This window comes from Halomonas sp. IOP_6, assembly GCF_021151565.1.
GTDB lineage: Bacteria > Pseudomonadota > Gammaproteobacteria > Pseudomonadales > Halomonadaceae > Vreelandella > Vreelandella alkaliphila.
In genome coordinates this window covers 1-24327 of sequence record NZ_JAIRBO010000004.1, presented here as the reverse complement: position 1 = coordinate 24327, position 24327 = coordinate 1, and the positions used below count along the sequence as shown (strand labels likewise).

Sequence of the window (24327 nt, the reverse complement as noted above, 5' to 3'; positions counted from 1 at the left end):
GTTAACGGTCATAACCTTTTAATATGGTGGGCAGCACACTATGGCAATGGAATTTTTTTAGCGACCTTGCTAGGCGGTTTATATTGTGTTCCTGCCACTTGCCTGGTGGCCGTAGGCGGCAGCGGTCCAGATCAATCAGCCAGGGTTCACCATGGGGAGCGATCAAGATATTGCGCGCATTTAGATCAACATGATCAAGGCCTGCTTGATGGAAGCGCTTGATCGTTGCGCCAACGCGCAGAAGTAACGCCTCATCCGCTTCCCCTGCCGCCAATAAGCTAGCCAGCGCCTGAGCGCCTGGAATCCTAACGGTGATGAGCGCCGCTTCATATGTAGGTCCATAACGCATAACACAGCAGGCAACGGGGCGCGGCACAGGCAGTCCCTGGTCATACAGCGCAGCGTTTAAGCGCAACTCGCGAAACGCACGGGTGCGCTCTTCACCCAGCCACAGATAGCGTTTCTCGCTTAGCTTGGCGATCAGTCCACCGCGGCGATAAGGTCGCAATACCCACTGCTCTGAATCACTGGCCTTTAAGAAAAAACTGCTACCCCTTCCTGGTGCTTCCCCGACGATTAAATTACGCTCACGCCAATAGGCCTGATGGAATAGATCAGGATGAAGTGGGTGTGACTGACCTTGAGGCCTTTGTTGTGATCGATGTTGAGATCCATGTTGCGACAGTTGGTGTGACGTGGCAGCGTCACTTAAACTGTCTACATCATGTAAAATCAGCCAATTTCTTTGCCGGAGTGCCGCTAAGCGCATGAAGCCCTCTCTGCCTGCTCAACCTAACCATATTGCCATTTTGCGCCTCTCCGCGTTGGGAGATGTGTGCAATCTTGTGCCCACGGTGCGTGCGTTGCAGCGCCAATGGCCGCACGCTCGCATTACCTGGATAATCGGCAAGGGAGAGCACAGTTTACTGGCGGGGCTTTCTGGGGTCGAGTTTGTTGTCTATGACAAGTCCACCGGTCTTGCGGGCATGCGCGCCCTGTGGAAAGAGCTTTCCGATACTCGCTTTGATGTACTGCTGCACATGCAGCAAGCGATACGCGCCAGCGTGCTTTCGCTTGGCCTCAAGGCCAATGTACGAGTGGGCTATGATAAGTCGCGCGCCAAAGACGCTCAGCACTGGTTTACACAGCATCAGCTTGCGCCGCATCCTAACGCCCATGTGTTGGAGTCGTTTATGGACTTCGCTCGCTTGCTCGGCGTAGAAGATGATCGATTGGAGTGGAATCTGGCCGTACCACCGCTGGCCTATGAAGAAGCCCGAGGGGTCAGTGGCGATACGCCATATCTGGTCATTAATCCTTGCAGCAACGCACGGCTGCGCAATTTTCGCAATTGGTCAGTGGAAGGCTATGCCAGCGTGATTGAACATGCTTGGGTACACCATGGTCTGAAGAGCGTGTTGACCGGTGGGGGGAGTTCATTAGAGCGAGAAATCGGCGATCAAATTGAGGCGCTATGTCAACCGGGTAGCGTCATTAATGCTATCGGCGGTACATCGCTCAAAGGAGTGCTGGCGTTGATTGACAATGCCCGTGCGGTCATTGCCCCCGACACGGGGCCGGCGCATATGGGGAATGCCATGGGCACGCCCACGCTTGGCCTCTATGCGACCACCAATCCCCAGCGTGCCGCGCCTTATTGTTGGCGGGATTTTGCGGTCAATGCTTATCCCGACGCGGTTCGCACGTATCTGAATAAATCCGTCGATGAGGTTAGCTGGGGACAGCGAGTACGCCATGCGGATGCCATGGATTTGATCAAAGCCGACGACGTGATTGCTAAGCTAGACGCGCTGCTGGCGTATACCGCAGTGCCGCCAACAACAGGACCTTTGGATGAGAGTTGATTTAACCGCCCTGGAACATGCCCGCGTATTGGTGGTGGGGGATGTGATGCTCGACCGCTACTGGCATGGTGGCACGTCGCGTATTTCACCCGAAGCGCCGGTGCCGGTGGTGCGTGTCGAAGATGCTGATGATCGTCCCGGTGGCGCGGCGAACGTGGCACTGAATGTGGCCTCTCTAGGCGGCCACGTTTCCCTGGCAGGTGTGGTGGGAGAGGATGAGAACGCCGAGCTGCTGACGTCACGTTTGGTATCTTCGAATGTGAGTACTTACTTTCAACAAAGCCCAGAGATACCAACGATTACCAAGCTGCGTGTGATGAGTCGTAATCAACAGCTACTGCGGCTGGATTTTGAGCAGCGCCTCGATGGTGTCGATACCACTGCTCTGCTGGAGCAGGTCGAAAAAGCGCTGCCTGATTGCGATGTGATGATTCTTTCTGACTACGGTAAAGGAACGCTTAACCAGGTTGAGACGCTGATTCAGATGGCGCGTGCTTTCGGCAAGCGAGTGCTGGTCGACCCGAAAGGCCAAGATTTTAGTAAGTATCGTGGGGCCAGTTTAATTACGCCTAATTTAACCGAGTTTGAAGCGGTGGTTGGTCACTGTGCCAATGACGATGTTCTGGCCCAGCGCGGAGAAGCGTTGCGCGCTGAGCTTGAGTTAGAAGCGCTGCTGATCACTCGCAGTGAAAAAGGTATGACGCTTATTCGTGAAGGCCAAGCACCGCTCCATTTGCCCACCCGAGCCCAGGAAGTGTTCGACGTAACCGGCGCAGGCGATACCGTGATTGGCCTGATGGGGCTCGCGCTGGCATCAGGCCATGCATTGCCAGAAGCGATGATGCTGGCCAACTTGGGGGCGGGCTTGGTGGTAGCCAAACCGGGAACGGCGACGCTCTCGATAGCCGAGCTCTACACCGCGCTACACGGCGACAAGCTGGCTGAGTTCGGGGTGATTGACCAAGTCCCGCTGGTCGACGCCGTGCGTGCAGCCCAGCTGCGTGGCGAACGCGTGGTGATGACCAATGGCTGCTTTGATATTCTTCATGCAGGACACGTGGCCTACTTGGAACAAGCCAAACGCTTGGGGGATCGCCTCATCGTTGCGGTAAATGATGATGCCTCTATTGGCCGTTTGAAAGGCCCTAAACGGCCAATCAATCCGCTTAATCGCCGCATGCAAGTACTGGCTGGATTAGGCGCTGTCGATTGGGTCGTGCCATTTAGTGACGATACTCCCCAAGCGCTAATTGAAGCCGTTTTGCCGGATATTTTGGTGAAAGGTGGCGATTACCGCCCTGAAGATATTGCAGGAGGGGAGGCCGTTATCGCCAACGGCGGCGATGTAAAAGTACTTGGCTTTGAAGATGGCGTATCGACCACCGCAATGATTAGCTCCATCCTGGATCGCGAGGGCTAATGGCGTCGCCGATTTGGCCTCGGCTTGTTTATTCAGCGGTGCTCTATATATTGTCGCCGCTTATTGGCTGGCGCATCTGGCGTGAGCAAGTACTTACTTACTCGCGCTTGCAGCGGCTTGGTATGCGTTTGGGTAAGCTTCCCCCTGGGCCGCGAATTTGGTTGCACTGTGCCTCGGTGGGGGAAGTGCGCGCTGCCCGCCCGCTAATAGAGGGTTTTCTGGCGCGTTACCCTCAGCACAGCCTGTTGTTGACCACAATGACCGCGACGGGTGCTCAGCAGGTTCAAGCACTCATCGGTGAGCAAACCGCGCCAGATCAAGTAAGGCTTGCTCACTGCTTTCTTCCTTTGGATTTTCCGGGCGCGGCCAAGCGTTTTATTACCCGCGTGCAGCCCACTCTTGCCATTCTGTTTGAAACCGAACTGTGGCCCAACCTACTGCACGCTTGCCACCAACAAGCAGTACCTGTCGCAGTCGTCAACGGGCGGCTATCGCCACGAGCCTTTGCACGCTATCAGCGCTTGCGTTCGTTAATGGCGAGTGCATTAGCTAACGTCACATGGCTGGCTGCTAAATCTGCCCAAGATGCCGAGCGCTTTCAGGCACTGGGTTGCCGCGCAGCAGTAACTCAGGTCGTTGGATCGTTAAAATTTGAGATGCCCTCTCAGGTAAAGGCTCTGAAAGAGAGTGAGTACTTACTTCAATCTTGGGGCGCGCGCCCAGTGTGGGTGGCAGGTTCCACCCGCGACGGGGAAGAAGCACTGCTCTTGGAGGCTCACCGTCAGCTATTGAAGCGCTTTCCAACAGCGTTATTGGTATTGGTGCCGCGACACCCGCAGCGTTTTGACGAAGTGGCCAAGCTGTGTTCCCAAGGCGGCTGGGCACTCAGCCGTCGCAGCCAGCAGCAGGCCGTGACGCCACAAACGCAGGTTTACCTGGGGGATACGCTAGGTGAGCTGGCAACGCTGTATGCAGCAGGGCATGTGGCCTATGTTGGCGGTAGTTTGGTACCGTTGGGCGGCCACAACGTACTGGAGCCTGCTGCGTTGGGTAAGCCAGTGCTCTGCGGCCCTTCACTTGACAACTTTAGCGATGTGGCTGAGCCGCTGTTAGCGGCAGGCGCGTTAAGCGTTGTGGAAACACCCGAAGCCTTAGCCGACGCGCTGGCCGAGCGGCTGGCAACGCCATCATTTGCTCTGCAAATTGGGCAGGCTGGGCGAGAGGTGATTGAAGCCCATAGAGGCGCATTGGCGCGCACGCTCGATGGGCTTGGTCAGTGGCTAACGTAACGCGGTTCGTTCTACGCCGTCCGTTTTACCTAACAGCAGTACATCGGCACCGCGCTGGGCGAATAAACCGTTCGTGACGACGCCTACAATGGCATTAATACACGCTTCCATGGATGCTGGGTCGTCGATCATAAAGTCAAAACAGTCGATAATTTGATTGCCATTATCGGTGACTACTCCTTGCCGATAGACGGGGTCAGCACCTAGCTTGACCAGCTCTCGAGCGACGTAGGAGCGTGCCATCGGAATAACTTCTACCGGTAGCGGGAAGTTGCCAAGTTGGTTCACGTATTTCGAACCATCGGCAATGCAAATAAATCGCTTGGCGCAGGCGGCGACGATTTTTTCCCGGGTTAGCGCTGCGCCACCCCCTTTAATCATTTGTAAGTTAGCGTTTACTTCGTCTGCACCGTCGATGTAAAAAGGCACATCGCCAACATTGTTCAGCTCGAATATCTCAATACCTAGCGCCTGTAGACGCTTAGCACTGGCTTCTGAGCTGGCAACGGCACCTTTGAAACGATCTCTTAGCGGGCCTAAACGATCAATAAACAGGTTCGCTGTTGAACCTGTGCCAATACCTAGCACGGTATCTTTTTCGAGATGAGGCTCAATCTCTTTAACTGCAGCATCCGCTACGGCCGCTTTCAATTCATCTTGGGTCATCATATTTTCCTGCGTCAGGGTTAGGCAGTGTTCTCTAGTATAACGGCCTTAGCGCCCACTGCCGATGGAAACGCCGCTAGACGACGCTAGGCGTAATCTGCTACCAATAAAGGCTTTGCTCTCTCCCGTCAGGGTCACGTTATTTTTTTGGGATTCCCGCATGCTCGAAGCAACCGTCAAAAAGATCCTCCAAGCCCGCGTTTATGAAGCCGCTTGTGAGACCCCTATTTCACCCGCTCCCTTTTTGTCGCGTCGTTTCAATAACCAAATTTTGATTAAGCGCGAAGATCTTCAGCCAGTGTTTTCTTTCAAGATTCGTGGTGCTTACAACAAAATGGCCCAGCTAACGGAAGAGCAGAAGGCCAAGGGCGTGATTGCGGCATCGGCGGGCAATCATGCCCAGGGTCTGGCTATGGCAGCCAAGTTGATGGGTGTGAAAGCGGTTATTGTGATGCCGCGTATTACGCCCGATATTAAGGTTCAGGCAGTACGTGCCCGCGGTGCTAAGGTTATTTTGAAAGGTGATGCATTTGCTGCTGCTGCTGAGCATGCTCAAGAATTGATTAAAGAGCATGGCTATACCTATATTCCGCCGTTTGATGATATCGATGTGGTCGCAGGTCAGGGCACCATTGGTGTTGAAATTCTGCGCCAGCACAGCGGCCGTCTAGACGCTATTTTTATTCCTGTCGGTGGCGGCGGCTTAATTGCAGGCGTCGCAGCGTATGTGAAATATCTGCGCCCAGATATCAAAATCATTGCCGTAGAAGCCGAAGACAGTGCCTGTTTAAAAGCCGCGCTAGAAGCCGGGGAGCGGGTCGTGCTGGATCAAGTTGGCGTGTTCGCGGAAGGTGTCGCCGTCGCGCAAATCGGTGAAGTGCCTTTTTCTCTGGTACGTGACTTAATCGACGACGTTATCACGGTGAATACCGATGAGATGTGCGCAGCGGTGAAGGATATCTTTGAAGATACTCGTGCCGTCGCAGAAACGTCAGGGGCGCTTTCGCTAGCTGGCTTGAAGAAATATGTGCAGCAAACCGGTGCTGAAGGCGAGACGTTGATATGTATTAACTCTGGCGCGAATACCAATTTTGATCGTTTGCAACATATTGCGGAACGCACCGAGCTGGGTGAGCAGCGTGAAGCGATTTTGGCGGTGACCATTGCGGAAAACCCAGGCAGTTTTAAAAAGTTTTGCCGCACGCTGGGTAAGCGCATGGTCACCGAGTTCAGCTATCGCTATGCAGATAATAGCGAGGCTCATATCTTTGTGGGTGTTCAAGTTAAACCGGGTGGGGAAGACCGCCAGGCGGTGATTGATAAGCTTCGTGAAGCTGGCTATCAGGTTGAAGACTTGACCGACAATGAGCTGGCAAAACTTCATATCCGCCATCTTAGCGGTGGTCGGCCTAGCGAGCGCTTTGAAGAAGAGCTCTACCGCTTTGAGTTCCCGGAGCGCCCTGGTGCGCTCATGAACTTTTTAACCCAGCTACCCCATGATTGGAATATTTCACTGTTCCACTACCGAAATCATGGTGCTGCCTACGGTCGTGTATTGGTCGGTATGCAAGTACCGAGCAGTGATCAAACCCATGTCGCAGAGTACTTAGATGCGATTGGTTACCGTTATTGGTGGGAGAGTGATAACCCAGCATATCGGCTCTTCATGGCGTAAATAATTGTAAGTGATCACTAACCCCGAGGTGCAGAGCTGTTAAGAAAAGTGAACTTTTGAAAACGTTTAATGATGCGTTAAAAATTGCACTGAAAGCAGTTGTCAGTCCTCCCCTATAGCCCTATAGTCGTGGGCGAAATTAATGAGGTGTGTCATCATTTTAGAAACATTGTCTAGATGACACATTAAGGACATTTGGCAACCGTGAAAGACGTTGGAGATGAGGCATGCGGCGTAAAAAGCCTGATATGGTGATGGCGCTAACAGTGGTGTTTTTACTTGGAGTACTCGCCACTGGATACGCGCAAGCGCTATCGGGGAGTTAACTTACTAAGTTGATCACAGCGCTTTCAGCGTAAACGCTGCGCCAAACTAGTCGAGGTTGATATTTAAAACGGGCTGATCTTAATGATCAGCCCGTTTTAGTTGGTCGAATAACCCTTGTGTCACTAGCTATCACGTCCAACGGAATATCCCAAGGTTCGATGGGTAACGCATCCACCTGTTGGCAGGCGTGAGCAACGCCTATGAGTGTCGGTACTGGCCCTTGGCGGCGGCGCATAAAAGCGAGGCTACGATCATAGAAACCACCTCCCATGCCCATGCGATTTGCTTGCTTATCAAACCCTACCAGCGGAACAATAAGCGTATCTAGCGCCCAAGCCGGCAGGCGATTGCGCTTATCGGCGGCAAATCGTGAGCAGGGCTCTGCGATGCCAAAACGGTTTTTAACCATGGGGGTGGATTCGCGGTAGGCAACAAACCAAAGGCGATTAGTCGATAATGGGCGCAATACCGGTAAGTAAATGCTTACTTTTCGCTGACGAAGCCAAGGTATTAATGGTGTCGGGTCTATCTCGCCGTTAACCGGTAAATAAAGGCTAATGCGTTTCGCGCGACGAATTTCAGGTAGCCCTTTAAGGCGCTGGCAAAGAGCGGCAGCGGCTTGTTTTTGCTGATCTAGGGAAAGGATACGGCGTCTGCGTCTAAGCTCACGGCGAAGCGCAATTTTATCGCCTGATGAACTGCGGTCAGCAGTATCGTTCATAACGAGCTACTCATGACGAGCTAACCAAAACTAAGTGTTCCCCAGAATGCCGCTGTCGTTCTGGCCCTGAACCTACTGGTTCAGGTGGGTGGCCGCAGCCAAACCGTCAGGCTTTCCGACGCACGGACGTGCACACGGGTTTGGCTAGCATTTGGCCCCCTGGGTACTTCGCATAGGCTCGAGGGACTATAACGACTGGCGTACACCCCAGAGAACATCTCTATCCTAACAGAGCCAGTGATAATGCCAAAGAGCCGACAGCAGGTTCTTACGGTTCTTTTTGTTGGCGTGTATCTGCTAGTGCCCGTTCAAGGCGGTCGTTTAGGCGGCTAAGGTTTGCTTCGCTCGCGCGGTGCTCATCCATAATCTCAAGCAATTCATGGGTGATATTCAGGGCTGCCATCACTGCAACCCGTTCACTGCCAAGGGCGTTGCTTTGGGCGTGAATACCATTCATCGCGCGATCTAAATAGCGAGCAGCACGTTCAAGCTTAGCTTCTTCGCCAGTGTCGCAAGCAATCATGTAGCTGCGACCCAGTAGGGTGATTTCTTTGGTTGGCCGCTTCGCGTTACTCATCAAAAACTCCAGCACAGGTCATTTTGTTGACCAATGCGTTAACATCGCTGCATAGGAAGGATAGTTGGCATTCACTATAAGAGAGCCGCTTATGTGGGGTCAACGCACAGGCGCGCGCGCCGTAAGATTCCTTCTGCGGTTTAACACCCTTTTAGACATGTTGTTACGACGACTTCATTCCCCATTTTGTATAGCGAGCAATGCCCATGTCCCTAATCAATGAACGCCAGGATTTTTCTGACGTCGCGGATGTTTTTCTTCTGCATGGAAGTATGCAGTCGCCCGCGTTTTTGGATGGCCGCCTAAGTGGTCTGTTAGCGCTGCGTGATGTGACGGCTGAAGCATGGCTAGAAGAAGTATGCCTAAGCTTAGGGGTCGAGCAGCCGCGAGATCCTGCTAGCGCTGAACGCTTACTAGGTTGGCGGCGTCAAACGCTGGAGGCATTGAGCGCCAGCGATTTGAATTACACACCGCTGCTACCCGATGAGCTTTTTTCACTCGCCGAGCAAGCCCAGGGGCTAAAAGAGTGGACGCTGGGTTTTATGGAAGTTGTTGAGGACATAGCTGATGAGGCACTACGCGAACGCTGGTCTAAGACGCTTCAGGAGGCCATCGATGATCTCGCAGGACTCGTACAGATCGAAACCGATATCGAGGATAGTCCTGAAAACGAAAATGATCTATTTGCGCTGACGGAACACGCGCGTATGGCGGCAATGCTGCTCTACACCGAGCAGCACCCAGGAATGCCCCAGGTTGAGCAGACCGACGCCCCCGTTCATTAATACAGGAGTTATCTATGTTGCCTGAGTTACTGCCTCGCCCCGCCGCTATTGCGCCGGCAGAATACCGCCAGCGTCGAGAAGCGCTCATTGCCCAGCTGCCTACCAATGCTGCGCTAGTGGTGCCAAGCGCTGCCTTGGTAACGCGCTCTCACGATAGCGAATACGCGTTCCGCCAGCAGAGTGATTTTTACTACTTAACCGGCATTCAAGAGCCCGATGCGTTGCTTGTAGTGCTGCCTGGGCGCGAGGCAGGCCAAAGCGTGGTGTTTTGCCAAGACCGCGACGCCACTATGGAAGCCTGGACAGGTAGACGGCTAGGAGCCCAGGGCGTTGAGGCTCAGCATGGCATTGATCAAGCGTTTGAAAATGCTCAGCGGGAAGAACTGTTACCAGGTCTATTGGCAGGCCGCGAACTGCTCTACCTGCCATTAGATAATCCCGAGGCGCTGAGTATTGCAGAAGAGGCGTTGGCCTGCGCTCAAGCTGGTCTACGCCGAGGTAAGCCAGCATTGAAAGGATGGTTGGATAGCCGCCCGCTTATTCATGAGATGCGCCTTATTAAAAGCCCTGCTGAAATTTCCTTAATGCGCCATGCGGCCGCTATTTCAGCAAAGGCGCATACGCGTGCGATGCGTGTCTGCCGTCCAGGGTTAAGCGAGTATCAGTTGCAGGCAGAGTTAGAGCACGAATTCGTTTGGCAAGGTGCTAGCGGGCCTGCGTATAGCACCATTGTTGGTGGTGGCGTTAACGCTTGCGTGCTGCACTATATTGAGAACAGCGATACGTTGCAGGCCGATACACTTGTGCTGATTGACGCAGGGGCCGAGTTCGACCTCTACGCTGGGGATATTACCCGTACGTTCCCGGTTAATGGTCGGTTCAATGACGCTCAGTGGGCGCTTTATCAAGTGGTGCTAGATGCGCAAGAGCGTGCAGTGCACGCCGTCAAGCCGGGAGCCACGCTGGCGGATATTCACCAAGGGGTCGTGAGGGATTTAACCGCTGGACTGATCAGTCTCGGGTTGTTAGAGGGCGATGTACAGGCGTGCATTGACGATGAGAGCTATCGGCGCTTCTACCTGCACTCTACGTCCCATTGGTTGGGGCTAGACGTACACGATGTAGGAACTTATCGGTTGGATGAAGAGACACCGCGCCTGCTAACCGAAGGCATGGTCGTCACGATTGAGCCTGGTTTATATATTCCCTGCGATGATGATATTCCTGCCGCTTACCGCGGAATTGGAATTCGTATTGAAGATGATGTCGTGGTGACCCGCGATGGGCATGAAGTACTTACGTCAGCCGTGCCAAAGCGAATTGCTGATATAGAGCAATTAATGGTTAATAAATAAGCAGTAAAATTCTATTGATATTTGTTTATGTAATTTACATTACGAAATTACATTTGCTGGGTTTAGTTTATCCGTAGGAGATGGCAATGCATAAGACTCAGCAGGTAAGGCAGCAGCAAGTAGCTACGCTCACCCACGATATCGTTATTGTGGGAGGCGGGTTGGTCGGTGCCAGCTTGGGCTGTGCGTTAGCGCCGTTGATTGAGCGCTACGGCTGGCGTGTGGCAATTGTTGAAGCGGCAGCCTTACCTGAAAACGCTGAGAAGTCAGCGTGGCAGCCAAGCTTTGATGCTAGGGCCAGTGCTATCGCTGAGGGCTCTGCCCAACGCTTTCGCCAACTGGGTGTTTGGGAAGCGATGCGCAGTGAAGCTACCCCGATCAAGCGCATTCATATCAGCGAGCGGGGGCGCTTAGGTGCCACGAGGCTTAGTGCTCAGGAGCTGGGAGTGTCGGCATTGGGGCATGTCATTCCTAATGCTTGGATGGGGCGCGTGCTGCATCACCATCTTCAGCAACTGCCGATTGAGTGGCACTGCCCTGCAACGGTGGCGCAACTCACGCCACAAGCTAGCGGCCACCGCCTGTTGCTTTCCGATGGCAGTGAACTAACGGCAGCGCTGACTATTCTCGCTGATGGCGGGCGATCTGGGCTGAAAGAGCAGTTGGGCATCAGTAGTCGCCACCGCTCTTACGAGCAAACAGCCGTCATTGCCCATGTCGGTATTAGCCAGCCCCACGAGGGGGTTGCCTATGAGCGCTTTACAGCAGAAGGGCCAATCGCACTGCTGCCACTGCCTGGCCAAGCGATGGAGCTGGTCTGGACGCATGCCAGCGGCACAGAGCAGGCGCGACTAGCGCTCTCCGATTCGGCGTTTTTACGCCAGCTACAAGCTGCCTTTGGTGATCGAGTCGGGCGTTTTACTCGGGTGGGGCAGCGTTTCAGCTACCCACTTTCGCTGATTACCGCGGAAGAGCCAGTTCGACCTGGGTTGGCGGTGTTGGGAAATGCTGCCCATGCGCTTCACCCGGTAGCGGGTCAGGGGTTCAACTTGGCACTGCGCTCAGTGATGGATCTGGTCGAAGCGCTAGCGCAGGGCGCTCAGAACCAACGTACTCTTGGTGATATGGACATGCTACTAGCCTTTGAGCAGCGTCGTGCGCAAGACCGTGCCAATGTCATCCGGTTTAGCGATGGGTTAGTGCGTCTATTTGGCTATTCGCTGCCCCTACTGCCGCATGCCCGAGCCGCCGGCCTGGTGGGGCTTAATTTAGTGGGCCCGCTTCGCCGCAGCTTGGCACGCAGAGCAATGGGGCTGGAGCGCTGATGCAACAAGTAGCTAAGGGAACGTTATGAAAACGCAAGCAGCGGCAATAGATGTGCCGGTTGAACGTTTTGACGCGGTGATCGTAGGCGCTGGAATGGTCGGCACGGCGCTAGCAGGACTGCTGGCTAACGCTGGGATGCAAGTGGCGTTGGTAGAAACCAAAGCAGCACCACTGCGCTTAGATGCCTTTGGTGACCATCCGCCTGCCCCCAGGGTGAGTGCACTGACGCCGGTTTCTCAGCGGCTGCTCTCATACTTGAAGGCGTGGCCCGCGATGGCTGCTACTAGGGTAACGCCTTACCGTTATATGCAGGTGTGGGATGCAGAAGGCAGCGGTAGCATCCATTTTTCCGCCGATGAAGCAGGTGCGCCCGTACTTGGACATATTGTTGAAAACGATGTGACATTGGCCGCGTTAAATGAGCAGGTGCTAGCGCTGCCTTCAGTTAGCACTTTCTTTGGAGTGGGCGTGGAGGCTTTGCAAACCTCGGATAACGGGCGCTGGTTAGTGCTGGATGACGGCCGACAACTGAATACGCCATTATTAATTGCTGCCGACGGTGCACGCTCCACCATGCGTGAATTGGCAGTGATATCGGTGGCTGAAGAGTCTATGCAGCAAGAGGCCGTTGTCACCACCGTAAGGTGTGAAAAGTCCCATGGCGACACGGCTCGCCAGGCTTTTATCGCTGGCCATCCACTGGCTTTTTTGCCATTAACAGTGAGCGGTGATGATCGCTACTGTTCGATTGTCTGGTCGACCACGCCTGAGCATGCACATCAACTTACATCGCTCTCTAGTGATGCGTTGGGGCAGGCGCTAAGTGAAGCCTTTGACTACCGTTTAGGTCAGGTGAGTGCCGTTGATACGGCCTATCGGTTTCCGCTGATTCAGCGCCACGCTGCTCACTACGTACAGCCTAATTTTGCCTTGGTGGGCGATGCGGCCCATAGCATTCACCCGCTAGCGGGGCAGGGCGTTAACCTAGGATTTATGGATGCGGCAGTGCTGGCTGAGGAAGTGATTAATGCATGGCAGCGAGGAGCCCCCTGGGGGGCGCTGACCACGCTGAGTCGCTACGAGCGGCGTAGGCGCTTCGATAACAGCGCCATGCTAGGGCTGATGAAAGGGTTTAAAGTGCTTTTCGGTAGCCAGGTGCCTGCATTGACGCTGGCGCGCAATATGGGAATGAGTGGTATGAACCAGTTGGTGCCGATAAAACGACTGGTGATGCGGCAGGCAATCGGAGAGCGAGGACGCCTGCCGCAGTCGTGTCGTTAACGGCGCCGACGATCCACCACGTTCAATGCTTTGAGTAAGTTCAGTGCTTCACTGAGCTGATAGTCCTCGCGTAGGCGCTGAGACATTTCAGCCCGCTCCCGGGGCATTGCGTCTTGGCCGCTTAGATGACCATCAAGATCAGCTTCGCGGATTCGACGTTGCCCCTCAGCTATTTCCAGCCGGCCGCGCACCACTTCCACATCAGGCTCGATACCTTGTGCTTGGATTGAGCGCCCATTGGGGGTGTAGTAAAGCGCGGTTGTCAGCTTAAGACCTTCACCATTGCCAAGCGGCATGATCTGCTGCACGGAGCCTTTGCCAAAGCTTTCGGTACCCATTATCACCCCGCGGCGCTGGTCTTGAAGCGCCCCTGCGACAATTTCAGCAGCCGAGGCGCTGCCGCTGTTGATCAGTACAACGAGCGGCACATCACCAGCGGGTGTCTCTGGCGATGCCGAAAACGACATTTCGGTGTCAGAAAGTCGTCCTTCGGTGTACACAATCAGTCCTTCATCCAGGAACAGGTCGGCAACGCCAACGGCGGCCTGCAAAACGCCACCTGGGTTATTGCGTAAATCGAGAATGAGTCCCTCAAGTGGCTGCTCTCGGGCCATACGTTCTAACGACCTTCGTGCCTGCTCTGGGGTGCGCGACTGAAACTGGCTAATTCGCAAGTAGCCATAGCCTGGCTCCAGCACTTCATGCTTAACGCTTTCATTGCGAATCACTTCGCGCGTTAGTGTGAACTCACGCGGAGACTCTTCACCCGCCCGCAAGACGGAAATACGCAGTTGGCTACCCGGTTCGCCACGCATCAGGTTAACCGCCTCTTGAAGCGATAAGCTGTCGGTTGGCGTTCCATCGATGGCCACAATCACATCACGGGATAACAGACCCGCTCGTGAAGCCGGTGTGTCATCGATGGGGGTAATAACTATTAGCTGCCCGTTTTCTGTGCCTACTTCAATGCCAATACCGCCAAACTCACCTTGGGTGGATTCGCGCAGGCTTCGGTACTCTTCTTCGTCTAAATAGGCTGAATGGGGATCTAGCTCGCTAAGCATGCCTCGCATGGCATTACGCAATAACGTGCGGTCGTCAACTTCTTCGACATAGCCACGTTTAATGCGCTCAAACACCTCAGCAAAGGTCTGGATCTCTTCAAGCGGTAGGTCATCAGCAACGCTATTTGCAGACTGAGCCACTAAGGGGAGAGGAGCAGTCAGCAGTACAAGCGGGAGCAGGGTAGCCAAAAAGCGCTTGGCAGGGGCCGATACCTTGGTAACAGATAGCGTCATGCGGACTCCGCTAGGCGAAAGGCAGCGCCAGAAGGCGCTGCATAAGTTGAGACATGATTGTTAATTCATAGGAGTCAGCTTATCCCGTCAGCGGCGTGCAATCCAACGTTGTGGATTAATTGGTTCACCGCTACGCCGCACTTCGAAGTAAAGCGCGGGGTTGGTCTGCCCGCCGCTGTTGCCGACACGTCCAATTTCAGCGCCACGGCTTACTTGTTGACCGGGCCGCGCACTAAATTGTTGCAAGTGAGCATAGAGCGTCATGATCTGGTCACCGTGATCAATAATCAGCAGGTTGCCAAAGCCACGCATCCAGTCGGCGAATACCACGCGGCCCGTATGAACGGCTGTTACTGCACTGCCCGAATCTGCTCGGATCACGATACCGTTATAGTGCACGCCGTCTCTACGCTGGAAGGTTGCCGTAATGGCTCCTTGAACGGGCCAGGGTAAATCGCCCTGCGTGCGGGTGATGTGTGTGGTCGGTGTTGGCTCGGCTAAACGAGCCAGCTCCGCTTGTATCGCCCTTAGCTGCTGCTCGGCCTGCTCACGGCTTTGGTTTAGATCGGCTAAGCGATCCTCTTCGCTGCCATAGCGGTCATCTAGGGTCGCTACGACGCCACGCCGCTCCTCGGTTCGTTGAGCGAGTATCGCGCTTTGCTCTTCTAGCTCGTCGGCTAATGCATCAAGGCGCGTTTGACGCTCGCTGAGCGCTTGCTCGGTATCTGCCAGTGCGGTGTCGAGGCGGCTTATATCCGTAAGGCGTTGCTGACGCGCCTGAGTCAGGCGATTTAGATACGCCTGCATTCGGTCTAGCTCGGCTGGATCGCTTTGGTTAAGGAGCAGTTTTAACTGGGGCGTTGGCCCCAGTCGATAAAGGGCTGCCAACTGTTGGCTCAGCGCAGCGTATTGTGCTTCACGCTCACCTTCCAAGCGCTCTCGGTGTTGGCGAAGTTGGGTCGTTTCGTCGGCCAGTTGACGGCGCTCAGCCTGAAGTTGATCCAGGCGCTGGTGAGTCTCGGCAAGCTCCGTTTCCACATGGCGCAGCTCACGCTCGGCGCTATCCCGCGCTTGCCCGGTCGCACTGAGGCGCTGGGCAGCCGCTTCGATCTCCTGGCCAATCGCATCCAACTGTTGGCGCGCGGCATTTTCATTTGGCTGGGCTAAACTTGCTGGCGCATAACCTAACGCCAGCATGAGCGCGACAGCTAACGTCCATCGCATCAGCATCAATCAAAATGAATCAGTGGGTTACCTGTCATTGCTTCGGGCTGAGCCTGGTTCATCATGGTTAACAGCGTCGGCGCTAAATCGCACAGTCGTCCATCTTCCAGCCGTCCATTCTGCTCTCCCACGTAAATCAACGGCACCGTAAAGGTAGTGTGGGCTGTTTGCGGCGCGCCTGTTTCTGGATGCACCATCTGTTCGGCATTGCCATGGTCAGCTGTGATCAGGCAAGCACCACCAGCACGCTCAATGGCCTCTACTACCCGGCCAACGCAAGTATCAACGGTTTCAATCGCTTTTACCGCGGCGTTGAAGTCACCGGTATGGCCAACCATGTCGCCATTGGCATAATTGCACACTATTAAGTCAAAGCGACCACTGTCGATAGCGTTCACCAGCTTATCGGTGATCTCAAAGGCGCTCATCTCGGGTTTTTCGTCGTAGGTTTTAACGTCACGAGGGGAGGGCACTAAAATGCGCTCTTCGCCTGCGTACTCGGCTTCATTACCGCCGGAGAAGAAAAAGGTGACGTGGGGATACTTTTCTGTTTCTGCAATACGTAGCTGAGTTAGGCCTCGTTTAGCAACCACTTCCCCCAGGGTGTCGGTGAGATCAGAAGGGGGAAAGGCCGCTGGTGCTGGAATGTTGGCGGCGTACTGGGTCATCGTGACTAAACCGTCGCCAGCCAGCGTAGGACGTACACGTCGCTCAAAGCCGTTAAACTCAGCTTCAGTGATTGCACGCGTTAATTCGCGGGCGCGGTCGGAGCGAAAATTAAGGAAAATAGCTGCATCGCCGTCTTGGAGCGTAATGGCGGTGCCATTCAGCGGAATACTGCTAGAAGCGACAAATTCGTCGGTTTCGCCGCGCTGGTAAGCGTCGCGCAGGGCGGTTTCAGCGCTGGAAGTAATAAAGTCAGCGTGACCATCGGTCAGCAAGCGGTAGGCTTGCTCAACCCGCTCCCAGCGGTTATCACGGTCCATTGCATAAAAGCGGCCAATGACTGATGCAACAAAGCCATTGTCGGCACCTACCAGCTCTGCCAAACGTGCATTAGCACGCTCGATCGAGCGGAGCGCACTTTGCGGCGGCATATCGCGTCCGTCTAAAAACGCATGGATAAAAATGCGCTGCGCGCCGCGTCGGGCAGCAAGCTCGGCCATGGCAATAAAGTGGTCTTCGTGGCTGTGCACGCCGCCGGGAGAAAGCAGCCCAAGCAAGTGGACAGCACGGCCATTGGCAACGGCCTCGTCGATGGGCTTGGTCAGCACCTCGTTGGTGTCTAGATCGCCGTCTTCAATTGCTTTGGTGATGCGGGTGAAGTCCTGGTAGACAATGCGTCCGGCACCAATATTCATATGGCCTACTTCAGAATTACCCATCTGCCCGTCAGGCAGACCCACATGGCGACCATCAGTGTGCACAAAGGCATGCGGGCGGTTGGCCCACAGTTTGTCCATGTTGGGCGTATTAGCTGCGGCCACTGCGTTGTGGGCGCTATCGGGATTGTGGCCGTAGCCATCTAAAATGATTAGCGCCACGGGGCGCGGTGCAGTTGTAGCCATGAAAACCTCGTTATGTTGGTCAGCCAAGCGACATGAGGTGCTGTTTGAAACGTTGGTGAAGGTTGCTCAAACAGTTTTCAGACAACACCTTATAATCAGGGTCGCGACAGGCGCGCGCATGGGGCATCATAACGCAGGCAGCCGTTGGGCGTCATGGCCTGCGCGGTATGCCGTGTGACGTGTATACTTGTTGCGTTTCTGGAGGCGGCTAGGCCGCTTTTTTCTGCATAGACCAAGAGATTGTGTTCACGATGATCGATCAGCTGTTCGAATTCGTAATGAACCACCCCCTACTTGTCGGGGCGTTTTTGCTGGTATTAATAGCATGGGTGGCGTACGAAGCGCGCAGCGCCGCCACGCATGCTGTGACCTCTACCCAGGCGACTCAGCTTATTAACCGTGAAGACGCGGTGGTGCTGGATATCCGTGAAAGCAAAGACTTTAAAGCAGGACATATTGCAGGTGCACGCAATATTCCTCAAAGCAACCTCGACAGCCGCATGAATGAACTGGAGAAAGTGAAAAGCCAGCCGATCATCGTGGTATGTAAGCATGGCCAGAGCTCTGGCGCTGCCCAGGCAAAACTTGCTAAGGCAGGTTTTGAACGTGTCAATAAGTTAAGAGGTGGCATGGTGCAGTGGCAGGCCGATGGTCTTCCGGTGGTAAAAAAGTAATTAAGTAGAAAGTATTTAACCGTGCGCTGTCGCGCAATTTTTTAGCAGATGAACAATTAGGAGTATCCCAATGGCGGAAGATAACAACACCCCGCAGGCAGGCGCCGCAGAAGGCGAAAAGCCTCAGCTGAAGTTCTCTTTACAGCGTATCTATGTGAAAGATATTTCCTTTGAAGCGCCGAACTCACCTTCAGTATTCAAGCAGGCATTTAAGCCTAAGGTGAATCTGGATCTGAACACCACTAGCCAGAAAATAGCCGACGACCAGTACGAAGTGGTTGTAAAGGTGACTGCCCAGGTTAACGATAGCGAAACCGGCACTACGTCGTTCCTTGCAGAAGTAGAGCAAGCCGGCCTGTTCCGTATTGCTGGAATTGAAGGGGCTCAGCTGGAACAAACTCTGGGTGCGTTCTGCCCCAACTTGCTGTTCCCTTATGCCCGTGAGTGCGTTGACAACCTAGTCAACCGTGGTGGTTTCCCGCCGCTAATGCTGGCGCCGGTGAATTTTGAAGCCATGTATGCTCAGCGCAAGCAGCGTGAAGCGCAGCAGGCTCAGCAAGCAGCCGAGAATACTCACTAAGTATGCATGCTGCTGACTGGGTTGCCTTACACGGCAAAATGCCCCGCCTTTATGTGCCCGCTGAGTTTGCAGTGGGCGCAACCATCACTCTGCCTGACGGCCCAGCGCGGCATGTGACGCGGGTGCTACGGTTGGGCGAAAGTGCACCGCTGATGCTGTTTGATGGCAACGGCCAAGAGGCTGGCGTGCGCTTAGCCGATGTTGGTCGCAAGCAAACGACAGTGATCATCGAGGCTGTCTGGCCGGGTAGTGGCGAATCGCCGTTAGCGGTGCACCTTGGCCAAGCGATCTCGAAAGGCGACCGGATGGATTATGCCATTCAAAAAGCCGTTGAGCTGGGCGTTGCAGCGATTACCCCGCTCTACACAGAGCGGGGTGATGTGCGTCTCAAGGGCGATCGTGAAGAGAAAAAACTGGCTCACTGGCAGGCGGTTGCGGCTAGCGCTTGTGAACAGAGTGGGCGAGCGGTTGTCCCCCCCGTCTATCCACCAAAAGCGCTGGATGATTGGCTGGCCGAGCGGCAAGAGCCGTTACGCTTGATGCTTCACCTAGCGACGGGCAATGTATTTTCGCAACAGCCATGCCCCGCTTCAGTAGCGCTCTTAATCGGCCCAGAGGGTGGCTTAAGTGCTGCGGATATTAATGCGGCCACTGTCGGTGGTTTTACACCGCTGACGCTCGGCCCAAGAGTATTGCGTACTGAAACGGCACCTGTTGTTGCGTTAACGTTGCTACAGCACCACTTCGGTGATGTGTAAGTACTCACTTTTTAGTGCTCACTTCTCTGTACCCACTTGTAAGAGCTCATTTTTAAATATTTATTCTTAAGAGCCTATTCTTAAGGAATATTTTAGGGGCTTATTTTTTAACGGTGCGCGTAAGTAAGTGCTTACTAGCTGGGCTGATGCCCTGTTGAGTGGTGTCAGTCGCTGCTTATGCGCTGTCGAATTTACGTATACCGGCTGCACTTTGCCTTGCGTGCGCAAGGCACCATAATGAAAGTCTACTTTCTGTAAGGACGGTACCCATGGTCCGTGAGTCTCACTCTTCTCCCCGCTCCGCAAGCGACGCCGCTGCTCAGCTGGGTGACGTAGCCTATTTGACCGTGACGGCGGTCAATAGCACAGGGGCGTTTCTGCAATGGGGGCAGCCCAAAGATGTACTGCTGCCTTATAGCGAGCAGCGCTTTCGTCCCGATCCCGGTAAGCGGGTACTGGTAATGCTGTATAGCGATGACCAAGGGCGACCTGTGGCTACCATGCGCCTGGATCGTTTTTTGACAGACGATGCTTGGGCGCTGGAAAAAGGTGATGAAGTGGCTGTGGTAGTGGCCGATCGCACCGACCTTGGAATGAAGGTAGTGGTTAATCACCGCTATTGGGGGTTGATCTATCAAGATGATATTACCCAGCCGCTGCGCCGCGGGCAGTCGCTGAAAGGCTATGTAAAGCAGCGCCGCGAAGATGGTCGTGTCGACATTTGCCTGCTCCCCCCGGGTGTGGCTCGCTTAGATGTAGTGGGTGATAAAGTATTGCAGGCGCTACGTGAAAGTGGTGGTTATCTAGCGTTGGGTGATAAAAGCTCCGCGCATGATATTAAGACGCGATTAGGTGTTAGCAAGAGTGCTTATAAGCAGGCCATCGGGCGACTTTATAAGCAGCAGTTAATTACCCTAGAGCCTGGTGCTATCCGGCTTGTACCGGGCGCGTTAACGGACGGGCAAGACGAGTAGTCCCTAGCGACGGTTGGAGCTGTGCAGGCAGTGCGGCATACTGCTTACCTTTTGTTCATGTATGGATGTTACCCCGATGAGCCAATCAACGTTGCATCTCGGTGTGGTGATGGATCCCATCAGCGACATCGCTTACAAGAAAGATACCACCATGGCCATGCTGTGGGCGGCGCAAGAGCGCGGCTACACACTGCATTATATGGAGCAAGAAGATCTTTTCTTGAACGCAGGACAGGCTTATGCACGTATGCGCCCATTAACGGTGCATCGCGATCCTAACCATTGGTACGACCTCGGCGAAGCGGCTCAGCGCCCACTGGTGGAGTTGGATATTGTGCTAATGCGCAAAGACCCGCCTGTCGATGCCGACTTTACCAATGCGGTCCATCTGCTGGGGTTTGCCGAGCGGGAAGGCGTTCTGGTAGTTAATCCAACCGCTGCGTTGTTGCAGTGTAATGAAAAATTATTTGCCCAGCAGTTTCCCCAGTGCTGTGCGCCCACTATTGTCGCCAGTCGTGATGACGTCCTGCGTGCTTTCCACGCGGAACATGGTGATGTGATTTTCAAACCCCTTGATGGCATGGGCGGTACTGGGATTTTTCATATTGGCCCTGATGGCCGCAACATTGGTGCGGTCATTGAGCAATTAACCCTGCACGGCCAGCGGCAAATTATGGCGCAACGCTACCTAGCCGAAATCAAAGATGGCGACACGCGTATCTTATTGGTTGACGGTGAACCCGTGCCCTACGGGCTGGCGCGTATTCCCTCGGCGGGTGAAACTCGGGGTAACCTCGCCGCTGGCGGGCGCGGTGTCAGCCGTGAATTGACTGAGCGTGACCACTGGTTGATTCAGCAGGTGCAACCCATGATTCGTGAAAAAGGGCTGATGTTTGTTGGTTTAGATGTGATTGGTGACTACATCACTGAAATTAACGTCACCAGTCCTACCTGTGTACGTGAAATTGATGATCAGCGCGGCACGGACATTGCCGGAATGCTGCTGGATGCTATTGAGCGTCGTCTTAACTAACCGATGCCGTTGAACGTTCTATTCGCCTAATAACGCGAGGCTCGTTGAGTATTCAGCGAGCCGTAGGAGACGCATGCAAAGCTTTAAGCATCATTTTTTGATGGCTATGCCTCACTTGGATGACCCTAATTTTGCCGGTAGCCTGATCTACCTTTGCGACCATGATCACAATGGTTGCATGGGGGTCATCGCCAATCGTCCACTTGAAATTACCCTCGATGCCCTCTTTGAGCAGCTGTCGCTGGGAGGCGATGATAGCCCGCACCGTAATGCACCGGTCTATTATGGCGGCCCTATGCATAAGGATCGTGGCTTTATTCTGCATATCGGTGATAGCCAAGAGTGGGACTCCAGTGTTCAGGTAGAAGACGGTATCGCGCTTACCACCTCGATGGATATTCTTCAGGCGCTTGCCGACGATACCGGCCCCGAAGATTTTCTGGTGTGCCTAGGCTGCGCTGGTTGGGACGTTGGGCAATTAGAAGACGAGCTAAAAGAGAATGCGTGGCTGACGGTCGAAGGCCAAGGCAGCGTACTGTTTAACACCCCTCCCGCCGAGCGTCTAACCGCTGCCGCTGGCATACTGGGCGTTGATCTAAACCTGATGACCCGCGACGCGGGCCATGCATGATGGTTGAGTTTTATGGCTGATCGTGGGCAACGGCTAATACTCGCATTTGATTTTGGTACTCGGCGTATTGGCGTCGCGGTAGGCAATGAGTTGCTTAATAGCGCACGCGAGCTAACGCCGCTAACCGCCCGAGACGGCATTCCTGACTGGAACGTTGTTACACGGTTAGTAGAGGAGTGGCAGCCTGACTTGTTTGTAGTTGGCCTGCCGCTGAATATGGATGGTACTGAGTCTGCGATGAGCGCACGGTCACGCAAGTTCGGTAATCGCCTGCACGGGCGCTATGGCAAGCCCTGTGAAATGGTTGACGAGCGTGGCTCTACTCGCGAAGCGAAGCAGATCGCTCATGCGGCAGGTCATCGTGGTAACTATCGAGAAGAAAGTGTCGATGGCATAGCTGCTGTGCTTATTCTAGAAGGTTGGTTTGCCCACCAGGAAGGACTTCCTGGTGGGCGGATCGCTCATTAAACCTGATGTAATGACTTAACGGTCTAGAGTGCCGGTTTGAGATGGCACAAACCAGCGCACGGGTCTCAGGTCTTTCTCAATCAGCTCATCTACCTTTAATAGCGTGGCAAAAATGGCCATCCGCATGGGTATCCCGTTGTCAGTTTGGCGGAAAATCGCCAAACGCGGATCACCGTTAAGGTTCACGTTTAGGTCATTGGCGCCAGGGCGGCTATCTCGGGGTAGTGGGTGCATGACAATCGTACTTTGGCTGCAGCGCTGATCCAGAAAGTCGCGATTAACCATAAAGTCGTCGGAAAGCCCCTGAAAGCTCTCGTTCATTTCATCAGTAAAACGCTCTTTCTGGATGCGTGTGGTGTAAACCACGTCCAGATCTGAGAAGTCGCTGGCCAGTGAGTCACGTTGTTCGACGCGGTGCCCACGAGACGTCACAAGGTCAATCAGCGCGGTCGGCATTTCCAGGCCCGGTGGAGATACCAAGGTAATGCGTAGCGGATCATAGAGAGACAGTAGCTTGATCAGCGAATGCACGGTGCGACCATATTTCAAATCACCGGTCAGCAGAATATGTGCGCCGCTGAGTGATTTACCTAATCGCTGAAACTCTTTATCAATCGTATAAAGATCAAGCAGTGCTTGGCTTGGGTGTTCACCAGGGCCATCCCCACCGTTAATTACCGGCACATTGGTGGCAGCGGCGAACTCTGCTACCGATCCTTGATCTGGATGGCGCATAACAATCGCATCGCAATAGCCACTCATTACTCGACTAGTATCGTAAAGCGATTCACCCTTGGCCATAGAAGAGAAAGTAAAGCCGGTGGTGTCACACACACTTCCCCCCAGACGGCAAAACGCAGCATTAAAGCTCACGCGTGTGCGTGTACTCGCTTCAAAGAACAAATTACCAAGCACAGCACCTTCCAGCACCCGAGTAACTTGGCGGCGACTGGCGATGGGTTCCATACGCGCCGCAACGCGTAGCAGGTGGTCAACGCTTTCGCGCTGTAATGAATCGACAGTTAATAGGTGCTGGCTCATCACGGACCTCAAAGTGAAGTGGGCGTTGGGTGCTATAAAGCTTGAGTAAGTGTAACCGTCAATGGAGTGCCGTCGAAGCGCTTTCAAACACAAAACGGTTTGCCTTAAAACTTTTTTGCATTTATCTATAAATAGCTCTTGCCAAGACGGCAGCGAATCCGTAAAGTACGCATCCGCTGCCGGGGACGCACAGCGTTACCAGCGGTGAATGAAGGTGAAAACCTTCGGTTTGTCAGAGAGTTAGAAGAACTCAGCAGCAATATACTGCGATGTCTTCCAACGCTTTTTGAAACGAGCCACGCCAGAAAGCAACGTTATCTCGCTTTCTTCGCTCACTCGCTTCACTCACTCAAAACAGTGATTGACAAACACCAGGAAATGCGTAGAATACGCCTTCCTCGCTGAGGCAAGCCAGTTCATCGGCTAGCCAGTTACTTCTTCGGAAGTTCAGCAGCGAAAACAGCTCTTTAACAATTTGATCAGGTAATTCATGTGGGCGCTTGCCGATGAGGGTGATAAATCACCAAATATCAAGGCAAGCGGTCATGAGAACGACAGTTTTTAAACGTAAGTTTTTAAACAATAGTTGAATGAATTCGTTTGAACCTTGAGCCAAGTTTGATGCGCTTTTGTTGTTCGTAAACATTACGTTTTCGAGTGACGAGTAAGTATCACAATGATTTTAAACTGAAGAGTTTGATCATGGCTCAGATTGAACGCTGGCGGCAGGCCTAACACATGCAAGTCGAGCGGTAACAGGGGTAGCTTGCTACCCGCTGACGAGCGGCGGA

At 54.0% G+C, this 24327-nt stretch carries 23 protein-coding genes, 1 rRNA gene and 1 other RNA gene; 16 read left to right on the top strand and 9 right to left on the bottom strand.

Features of this window, described 5'->3' with window-relative positions; genetic code table 11:
* Window position 1 precedes the first annotated feature (1 nt).
* Window positions 2–769, bottom strand: a complete 768-nt coding sequence (locus K7H08_RS08500) for a 3-deoxy-D-manno-octulosonic acid kinase (protein WP_038479972.1) — start codon at window positions 767–769, stop codon at window positions 2–4.
* Here K7H08_RS08500 and K7H08_RS08495 point away from each other — a divergent pair.
* Genes K7H08_RS08495 through waaA form a run of 3 tightly spaced genes read left to right on the top strand, consistent with a single transcriptional unit; the run spans window position 768 to window position 4574 of the window.
* Entirely contained in the window at window positions 768–1865 is a 1098-nt protein-coding gene (locus K7H08_RS08495) for a glycosyltransferase family 9 protein (RefSeq protein ID WP_038479975.1), read from the top strand. The genes K7H08_RS08500 and K7H08_RS08495 overlap by 2 nt on opposite strands.
* Window positions 1855–3285, top strand: a complete 1431-nt coding sequence (hldE, locus tag K7H08_RS08490; protein ID WP_038479978.1) for a bifunctional D-glycero-beta-D-manno-heptose-7-phosphate kinase/D-glycero-beta-D-manno-heptose 1-phosphate adenylyltransferase HldE — start codon at window positions 1855–1857, stop codon at window positions 3283–3285. Before K7H08_RS08495 ends, hldE begins: the two co-directional genes overlap by 11 nt.
* On the top strand, window positions 3285–4574 hold the full coding sequence (gene waaA / locus K7H08_RS08485; RefSeq protein WP_231657696.1) for a lipid IV(A) 3-deoxy-D-manno-octulosonic acid transferase: 1290 nt from the start codon (window positions 3285–3287) through the stop codon (window positions 4572–4574). The genes hldE and waaA overlap by 1 nt, the downstream gene beginning before the upstream one ends.
* Here waaA and rpiA read toward each other — a convergent pair.
* The gene (gene rpiA / locus K7H08_RS08480; RefSeq protein WP_231657695.1) at window positions 4566–5240 is read right to left on the bottom strand and encodes a ribose-5-phosphate isomerase RpiA; all 675 of its coding nucleotides are present in this window, start codon (window positions 5238–5240) and stop codon (window positions 4566–4568) included. The genes waaA and rpiA overlap by 9 nt on opposite strands.
* Window positions 5241–5400: 160 nt before the next feature.
* Here rpiA and ilvA point away from each other — a divergent pair, with 160 nt between their 5' ends.
* Window positions 5401–6915: a threonine ammonia-lyase, biosynthetic gene (gene ilvA, locus K7H08_RS08475; protein ID WP_038479987.1), complete on the top strand. Its 1515-nt coding sequence runs from the start codon at window positions 5401–5403 to the stop codon at window positions 6913–6915.
* 412 nt (window positions 6916–7327) lie between these two features.
* On the opposite strand, the gene K7H08_RS08470 is transcribed toward ilvA, so the two are convergent.
* The 3 genes from K7H08_RS08470 to K7H08_RS08460 all read right to left on the bottom strand — a co-directional run bounded on the left by K7H08_RS08470 (window position 7328) and on the right by K7H08_RS08460 (window position 8540).
* Entirely contained in the window at window positions 7328–7963 is a 636-nt protein-coding gene (locus tag K7H08_RS08470; RefSeq protein ID WP_231657694.1) for a 5-formyltetrahydrofolate cyclo-ligase, read from the bottom strand.
* Window positions 7964–7997: 34 nt separating this feature from the next.
* Window positions 7998–8180: non-coding RNA, 6S RNA (gene ssrS / locus K7H08_RS08465), on the bottom strand.
* 51 nt (window positions 8181–8231) lie between these two features.
* Complete coding sequence (locus K7H08_RS08460; protein WP_009723371.1) at window positions 8232–8540, bottom strand: cell division protein ZapA; 309 nt, start codon at window positions 8538–8540, stop codon at window positions 8232–8234.
* Between the two features lie 206 nt (window positions 8541–8746).
* Here K7H08_RS08460 and K7H08_RS08455 point away from each other — a divergent pair, with 206 nt between their 5' ends.
* From K7H08_RS08455 to K7H08_RS08440, 4 genes are all read left to right on the top strand, one after another.
* Window positions 8747–9325 carry a UPF0149 family protein gene (locus K7H08_RS08455; protein ID WP_120385984.1) on the top strand — a complete coding sequence of 193 codons (579 nt, stop codon included), beginning with the start codon at window positions 8747–8749 and terminating at the stop codon, window positions 9323–9325.
* A 14-nt stretch (window positions 9326–9339) separates the two neighbouring features.
* Complete coding sequence (pepP, locus tag K7H08_RS08450; protein WP_231657693.1) at window positions 9340–10680, top strand: Xaa-Pro aminopeptidase; 1341 nt, start codon at window positions 9340–9342, stop codon at window positions 10678–10680.
* Between the two features lie 86 nt (window positions 10681–10766).
* Window positions 10767–12005: a 2-octaprenyl-6-methoxyphenyl hydroxylase gene (gene ubiH, locus K7H08_RS08445; RefSeq protein ID WP_231657692.1), complete on the top strand. Its 1239-nt coding sequence runs from the start codon at window positions 10767–10769 to the stop codon at window positions 12003–12005.
* Window positions 12006–12030: 25 nt separating this feature from the next.
* Window positions 12031–13287: a UbiH/UbiF/VisC/COQ6 family ubiquinone biosynthesis hydroxylase gene (locus K7H08_RS08440; RefSeq protein ID WP_231657691.1), complete on the top strand. Its 1257-nt coding sequence runs from the start codon at window positions 12031–12033 to the stop codon at window positions 13285–13287.
* Here the strand turns inward: K7H08_RS08440 and K7H08_RS08435 are convergent.
* The 3 genes from K7H08_RS08435 to gpmI all read right to left on the bottom strand — a co-directional run bounded on the left by K7H08_RS08435 (window position 13284) and on the right by gpmI (window position 17377).
* Complete coding sequence (locus K7H08_RS08435) at window positions 13284–14585, bottom strand: S41 family peptidase (protein WP_120385981.1); 1302 nt, start codon at window positions 14583–14585, stop codon at window positions 13284–13286. The genes K7H08_RS08440 and K7H08_RS08435 overlap by 4 nt on opposite strands.
* Window positions 14586–14672: 87 nt before the next feature.
* Window positions 14673–15809, bottom strand: coding sequence for a murein hydrolase activator EnvC family protein (locus K7H08_RS08430; protein ID WP_231657690.1), 1137 nt, complete (start codon window positions 15807–15809; stop codon window positions 14673–14675).
* 5 nt (window positions 15810–15814) lie between these two features.
* Window positions 15815–17377: a 2,3-bisphosphoglycerate-independent phosphoglycerate mutase gene (gpmI, locus tag K7H08_RS08425; RefSeq protein WP_198348711.1), complete on the bottom strand. Its 1563-nt coding sequence runs from the start codon at window positions 17375–17377 to the stop codon at window positions 15815–15817.
* Between the two features lie 251 nt (window positions 17378–17628).
* Here gpmI and K7H08_RS08420 point away from each other — a divergent pair, with 251 nt between their 5' ends.
* The 7 genes from K7H08_RS08420 to ruvX all read left to right on the top strand — a co-directional run bounded on the left by K7H08_RS08420 (window position 17629) and on the right by ruvX (window position 22495).
* On the top strand, window positions 17629–18051 hold the full coding sequence (locus K7H08_RS08420) for a rhodanese-like domain-containing protein (RefSeq protein WP_089040097.1): 423 nt from the start codon (window positions 17629–17631) through the stop codon (window positions 18049–18051).
* A gap of 70 nt (window positions 18052–18121) precedes the next feature.
* Window positions 18122–18631: a protein-export chaperone SecB gene (gene secB / locus K7H08_RS08415; protein WP_083000211.1), complete on the top strand. Its 510-nt coding sequence runs from the start codon at window positions 18122–18124 to the stop codon at window positions 18629–18631.
* Between the two features lie 2 nt (window positions 18632–18633).
* The gene (locus K7H08_RS08410) at window positions 18634–19389 is read left to right on the top strand and encodes a 16S rRNA (uracil(1498)-N(3))-methyltransferase (RefSeq protein WP_198348710.1); all 756 of its coding nucleotides are present in this window, start codon (window positions 18634–18636) and stop codon (window positions 19387–19389) included.
* A 269-nt stretch (window positions 19390–19658) separates the two neighbouring features.
* Window positions 19659–20363, top strand: a complete 705-nt coding sequence (locus K7H08_RS08405) for a CvfB family protein (protein WP_038480019.1) — start codon at window positions 19659–19661, stop codon at window positions 20361–20363.
* Window positions 20364–20439: 76 nt separating this feature from the next.
* Complete coding sequence (gene gshB / locus K7H08_RS08400) at window positions 20440–21396, top strand: glutathione synthase (RefSeq protein WP_095603320.1); 957 nt, start codon at window positions 20440–20442, stop codon at window positions 21394–21396.
* Between the two features lie 73 nt (window positions 21397–21469).
* On the top strand, window positions 21470–22027 hold the full coding sequence (locus K7H08_RS08395) for a YqgE/AlgH family protein (protein ID WP_038480025.1): 558 nt from the start codon (window positions 21470–21472) through the stop codon (window positions 22025–22027).
* Between the two features lie 12 nt (window positions 22028–22039).
* Window positions 22040–22495 (top strand): Holliday junction resolvase RuvX, encoded by a 456-nt coding sequence (ruvX, locus tag K7H08_RS08390; protein ID WP_038480028.1) that lies wholly within the window; start codon window positions 22040–22042, stop codon window positions 22493–22495.
* Window positions 22496–22510: 15 nt separating this feature from the next.
* Here the strand turns inward: ruvX and pyrB are convergent, their stop codons facing one another.
* Window positions 22511–23536, bottom strand: coding sequence for an aspartate carbamoyltransferase (gene pyrB, locus K7H08_RS08385; protein WP_038480031.1), 1026 nt, complete (start codon window positions 23534–23536; stop codon window positions 22511–22513).
* A gap of 684 nt (window positions 23537–24220) precedes the next feature.
* Between pyrB and K7H08_RS08380 the strand changes: the two genes are divergently transcribed.
* Window positions 24221–24327: ribosomal RNA gene (locus K7H08_RS08380) — 16S ribosomal RNA — on the top strand; the annotation flags it as partial.

What these genes read in the sequence shown, in the direction of transcription:
- pepP (WP_231657693.1), top strand. Translation starts at nt 9,340, where the DNA reads ATGTTGCCTGAGTTACTGCCTCGCCCCGCCGCTATTGCGCCGGCAGAA.
- K7H08_RS08500 (WP_038479972.1), bottom strand. Translation starts at nt 769, where the DNA reads ATGCGCTTAGCGGCACTCCGGCAAAGAAATTGGCTGATTTTACATGAT.
- K7H08_RS08410 (WP_198348710.1), top strand. Translation starts at nt 18,634, where the DNA reads ATGCATGCTGCTGACTGGGTTGCCTTACACGGCAAAATGCCCCGCCTT.
- rpiA (WP_231657695.1), bottom strand. Translation starts at nt 5,240, where the DNA reads ATGACCCAAGATGAATTGAAAGCGGCCGTAGCGGATGCTGCAGTTAAA.
- secB (WP_083000211.1), top strand. Translation starts at nt 18,122, where the DNA reads ATGGCGGAAGATAACAACACCCCGCAGGCAGGCGCCGCAGAAGGCGAA.
- gpmI (WP_198348711.1), bottom strand. Translation starts at nt 17,377, where the DNA reads ATGGCTACAACTGCACCGCGCCCCGTGGCGCTAATCATTTTAGATGGC.
- pyrB (WP_038480031.1), bottom strand. Translation starts at nt 23,536, where the DNA reads ATGAGCCAGCACCTATTAACTGTCGATTCATTACAGCGCGAAAGCGTT.
- K7H08_RS08405 (WP_038480019.1), top strand. Translation starts at nt 19,659, where the DNA reads ATGGTCCGTGAGTCTCACTCTTCTCCCCGCTCCGCAAGCGACGCCGCT.
- K7H08_RS08470 (WP_231657694.1), bottom strand. Translation starts at nt 7,963, where the DNA reads ATGAACGATACTGCTGACCGCAGTTCATCAGGCGATAAAATTGCGCTT.
- K7H08_RS08395 (WP_038480025.1), top strand. Translation starts at nt 21,470, where the DNA reads ATGCAAAGCTTTAAGCATCATTTTTTGATGGCTATGCCTCACTTGGAT.
- waaA (WP_231657696.1), top strand. Translation starts at nt 3,285, where the DNA reads ATGGCGTCGCCGATTTGGCCTCGGCTTGTTTATTCAGCGGTGCTCTAT.
- K7H08_RS08420 (WP_089040097.1), top strand. Translation starts at nt 17,629, where the DNA reads ATGATCGATCAGCTGTTCGAATTCGTAATGAACCACCCCCTACTTGTC.
- hldE (WP_038479978.1), top strand. Translation starts at nt 1,855, where the DNA reads ATGAGAGTTGATTTAACCGCCCTGGAACATGCCCGCGTATTGGTGGTG.
- K7H08_RS08440 (WP_231657691.1), top strand. Translation starts at nt 12,031, where the DNA reads ATGAAAACGCAAGCAGCGGCAATAGATGTGCCGGTTGAACGTTTTGAC.
- ruvX (WP_038480028.1), top strand. Translation starts at nt 22,040, where the DNA reads ATGGCTGATCGTGGGCAACGGCTAATACTCGCATTTGATTTTGGTACT.
- K7H08_RS08460 (WP_009723371.1), bottom strand. Translation starts at nt 8,540, where the DNA reads ATGAGTAACGCGAAGCGGCCAACCAAAGAAATCACCCTACTGGGTCGC.
- ubiH (WP_231657692.1), top strand. Translation starts at nt 10,767, where the DNA reads ATGCATAAGACTCAGCAGGTAAGGCAGCAGCAAGTAGCTACGCTCACC.
- K7H08_RS08435 (WP_120385981.1), bottom strand. Translation starts at nt 14,585, where the DNA reads ATGACGCTATCTGTTACCAAGGTATCGGCCCCTGCCAAGCGCTTTTTG.
- K7H08_RS08430 (WP_231657690.1), bottom strand. Translation starts at nt 15,809, where the DNA reads ATGCGATGGACGTTAGCTGTCGCGCTCATGCTGGCGTTAGGTTATGCG.
- K7H08_RS08495 (WP_038479975.1), top strand. Translation starts at nt 768, where the DNA reads ATGAAGCCCTCTCTGCCTGCTCAACCTAACCATATTGCCATTTTGCGC.
- gshB (WP_095603320.1), top strand. Translation starts at nt 20,440, where the DNA reads ATGAGCCAATCAACGTTGCATCTCGGTGTGGTGATGGATCCCATCAGC.
- K7H08_RS08455 (WP_120385984.1), top strand. Translation starts at nt 8,747, where the DNA reads ATGTCCCTAATCAATGAACGCCAGGATTTTTCTGACGTCGCGGATGTT.
- ilvA (WP_038479987.1), top strand. Translation starts at nt 5,401, where the DNA reads ATGCTCGAAGCAACCGTCAAAAAGATCCTCCAAGCCCGCGTTTATGAA.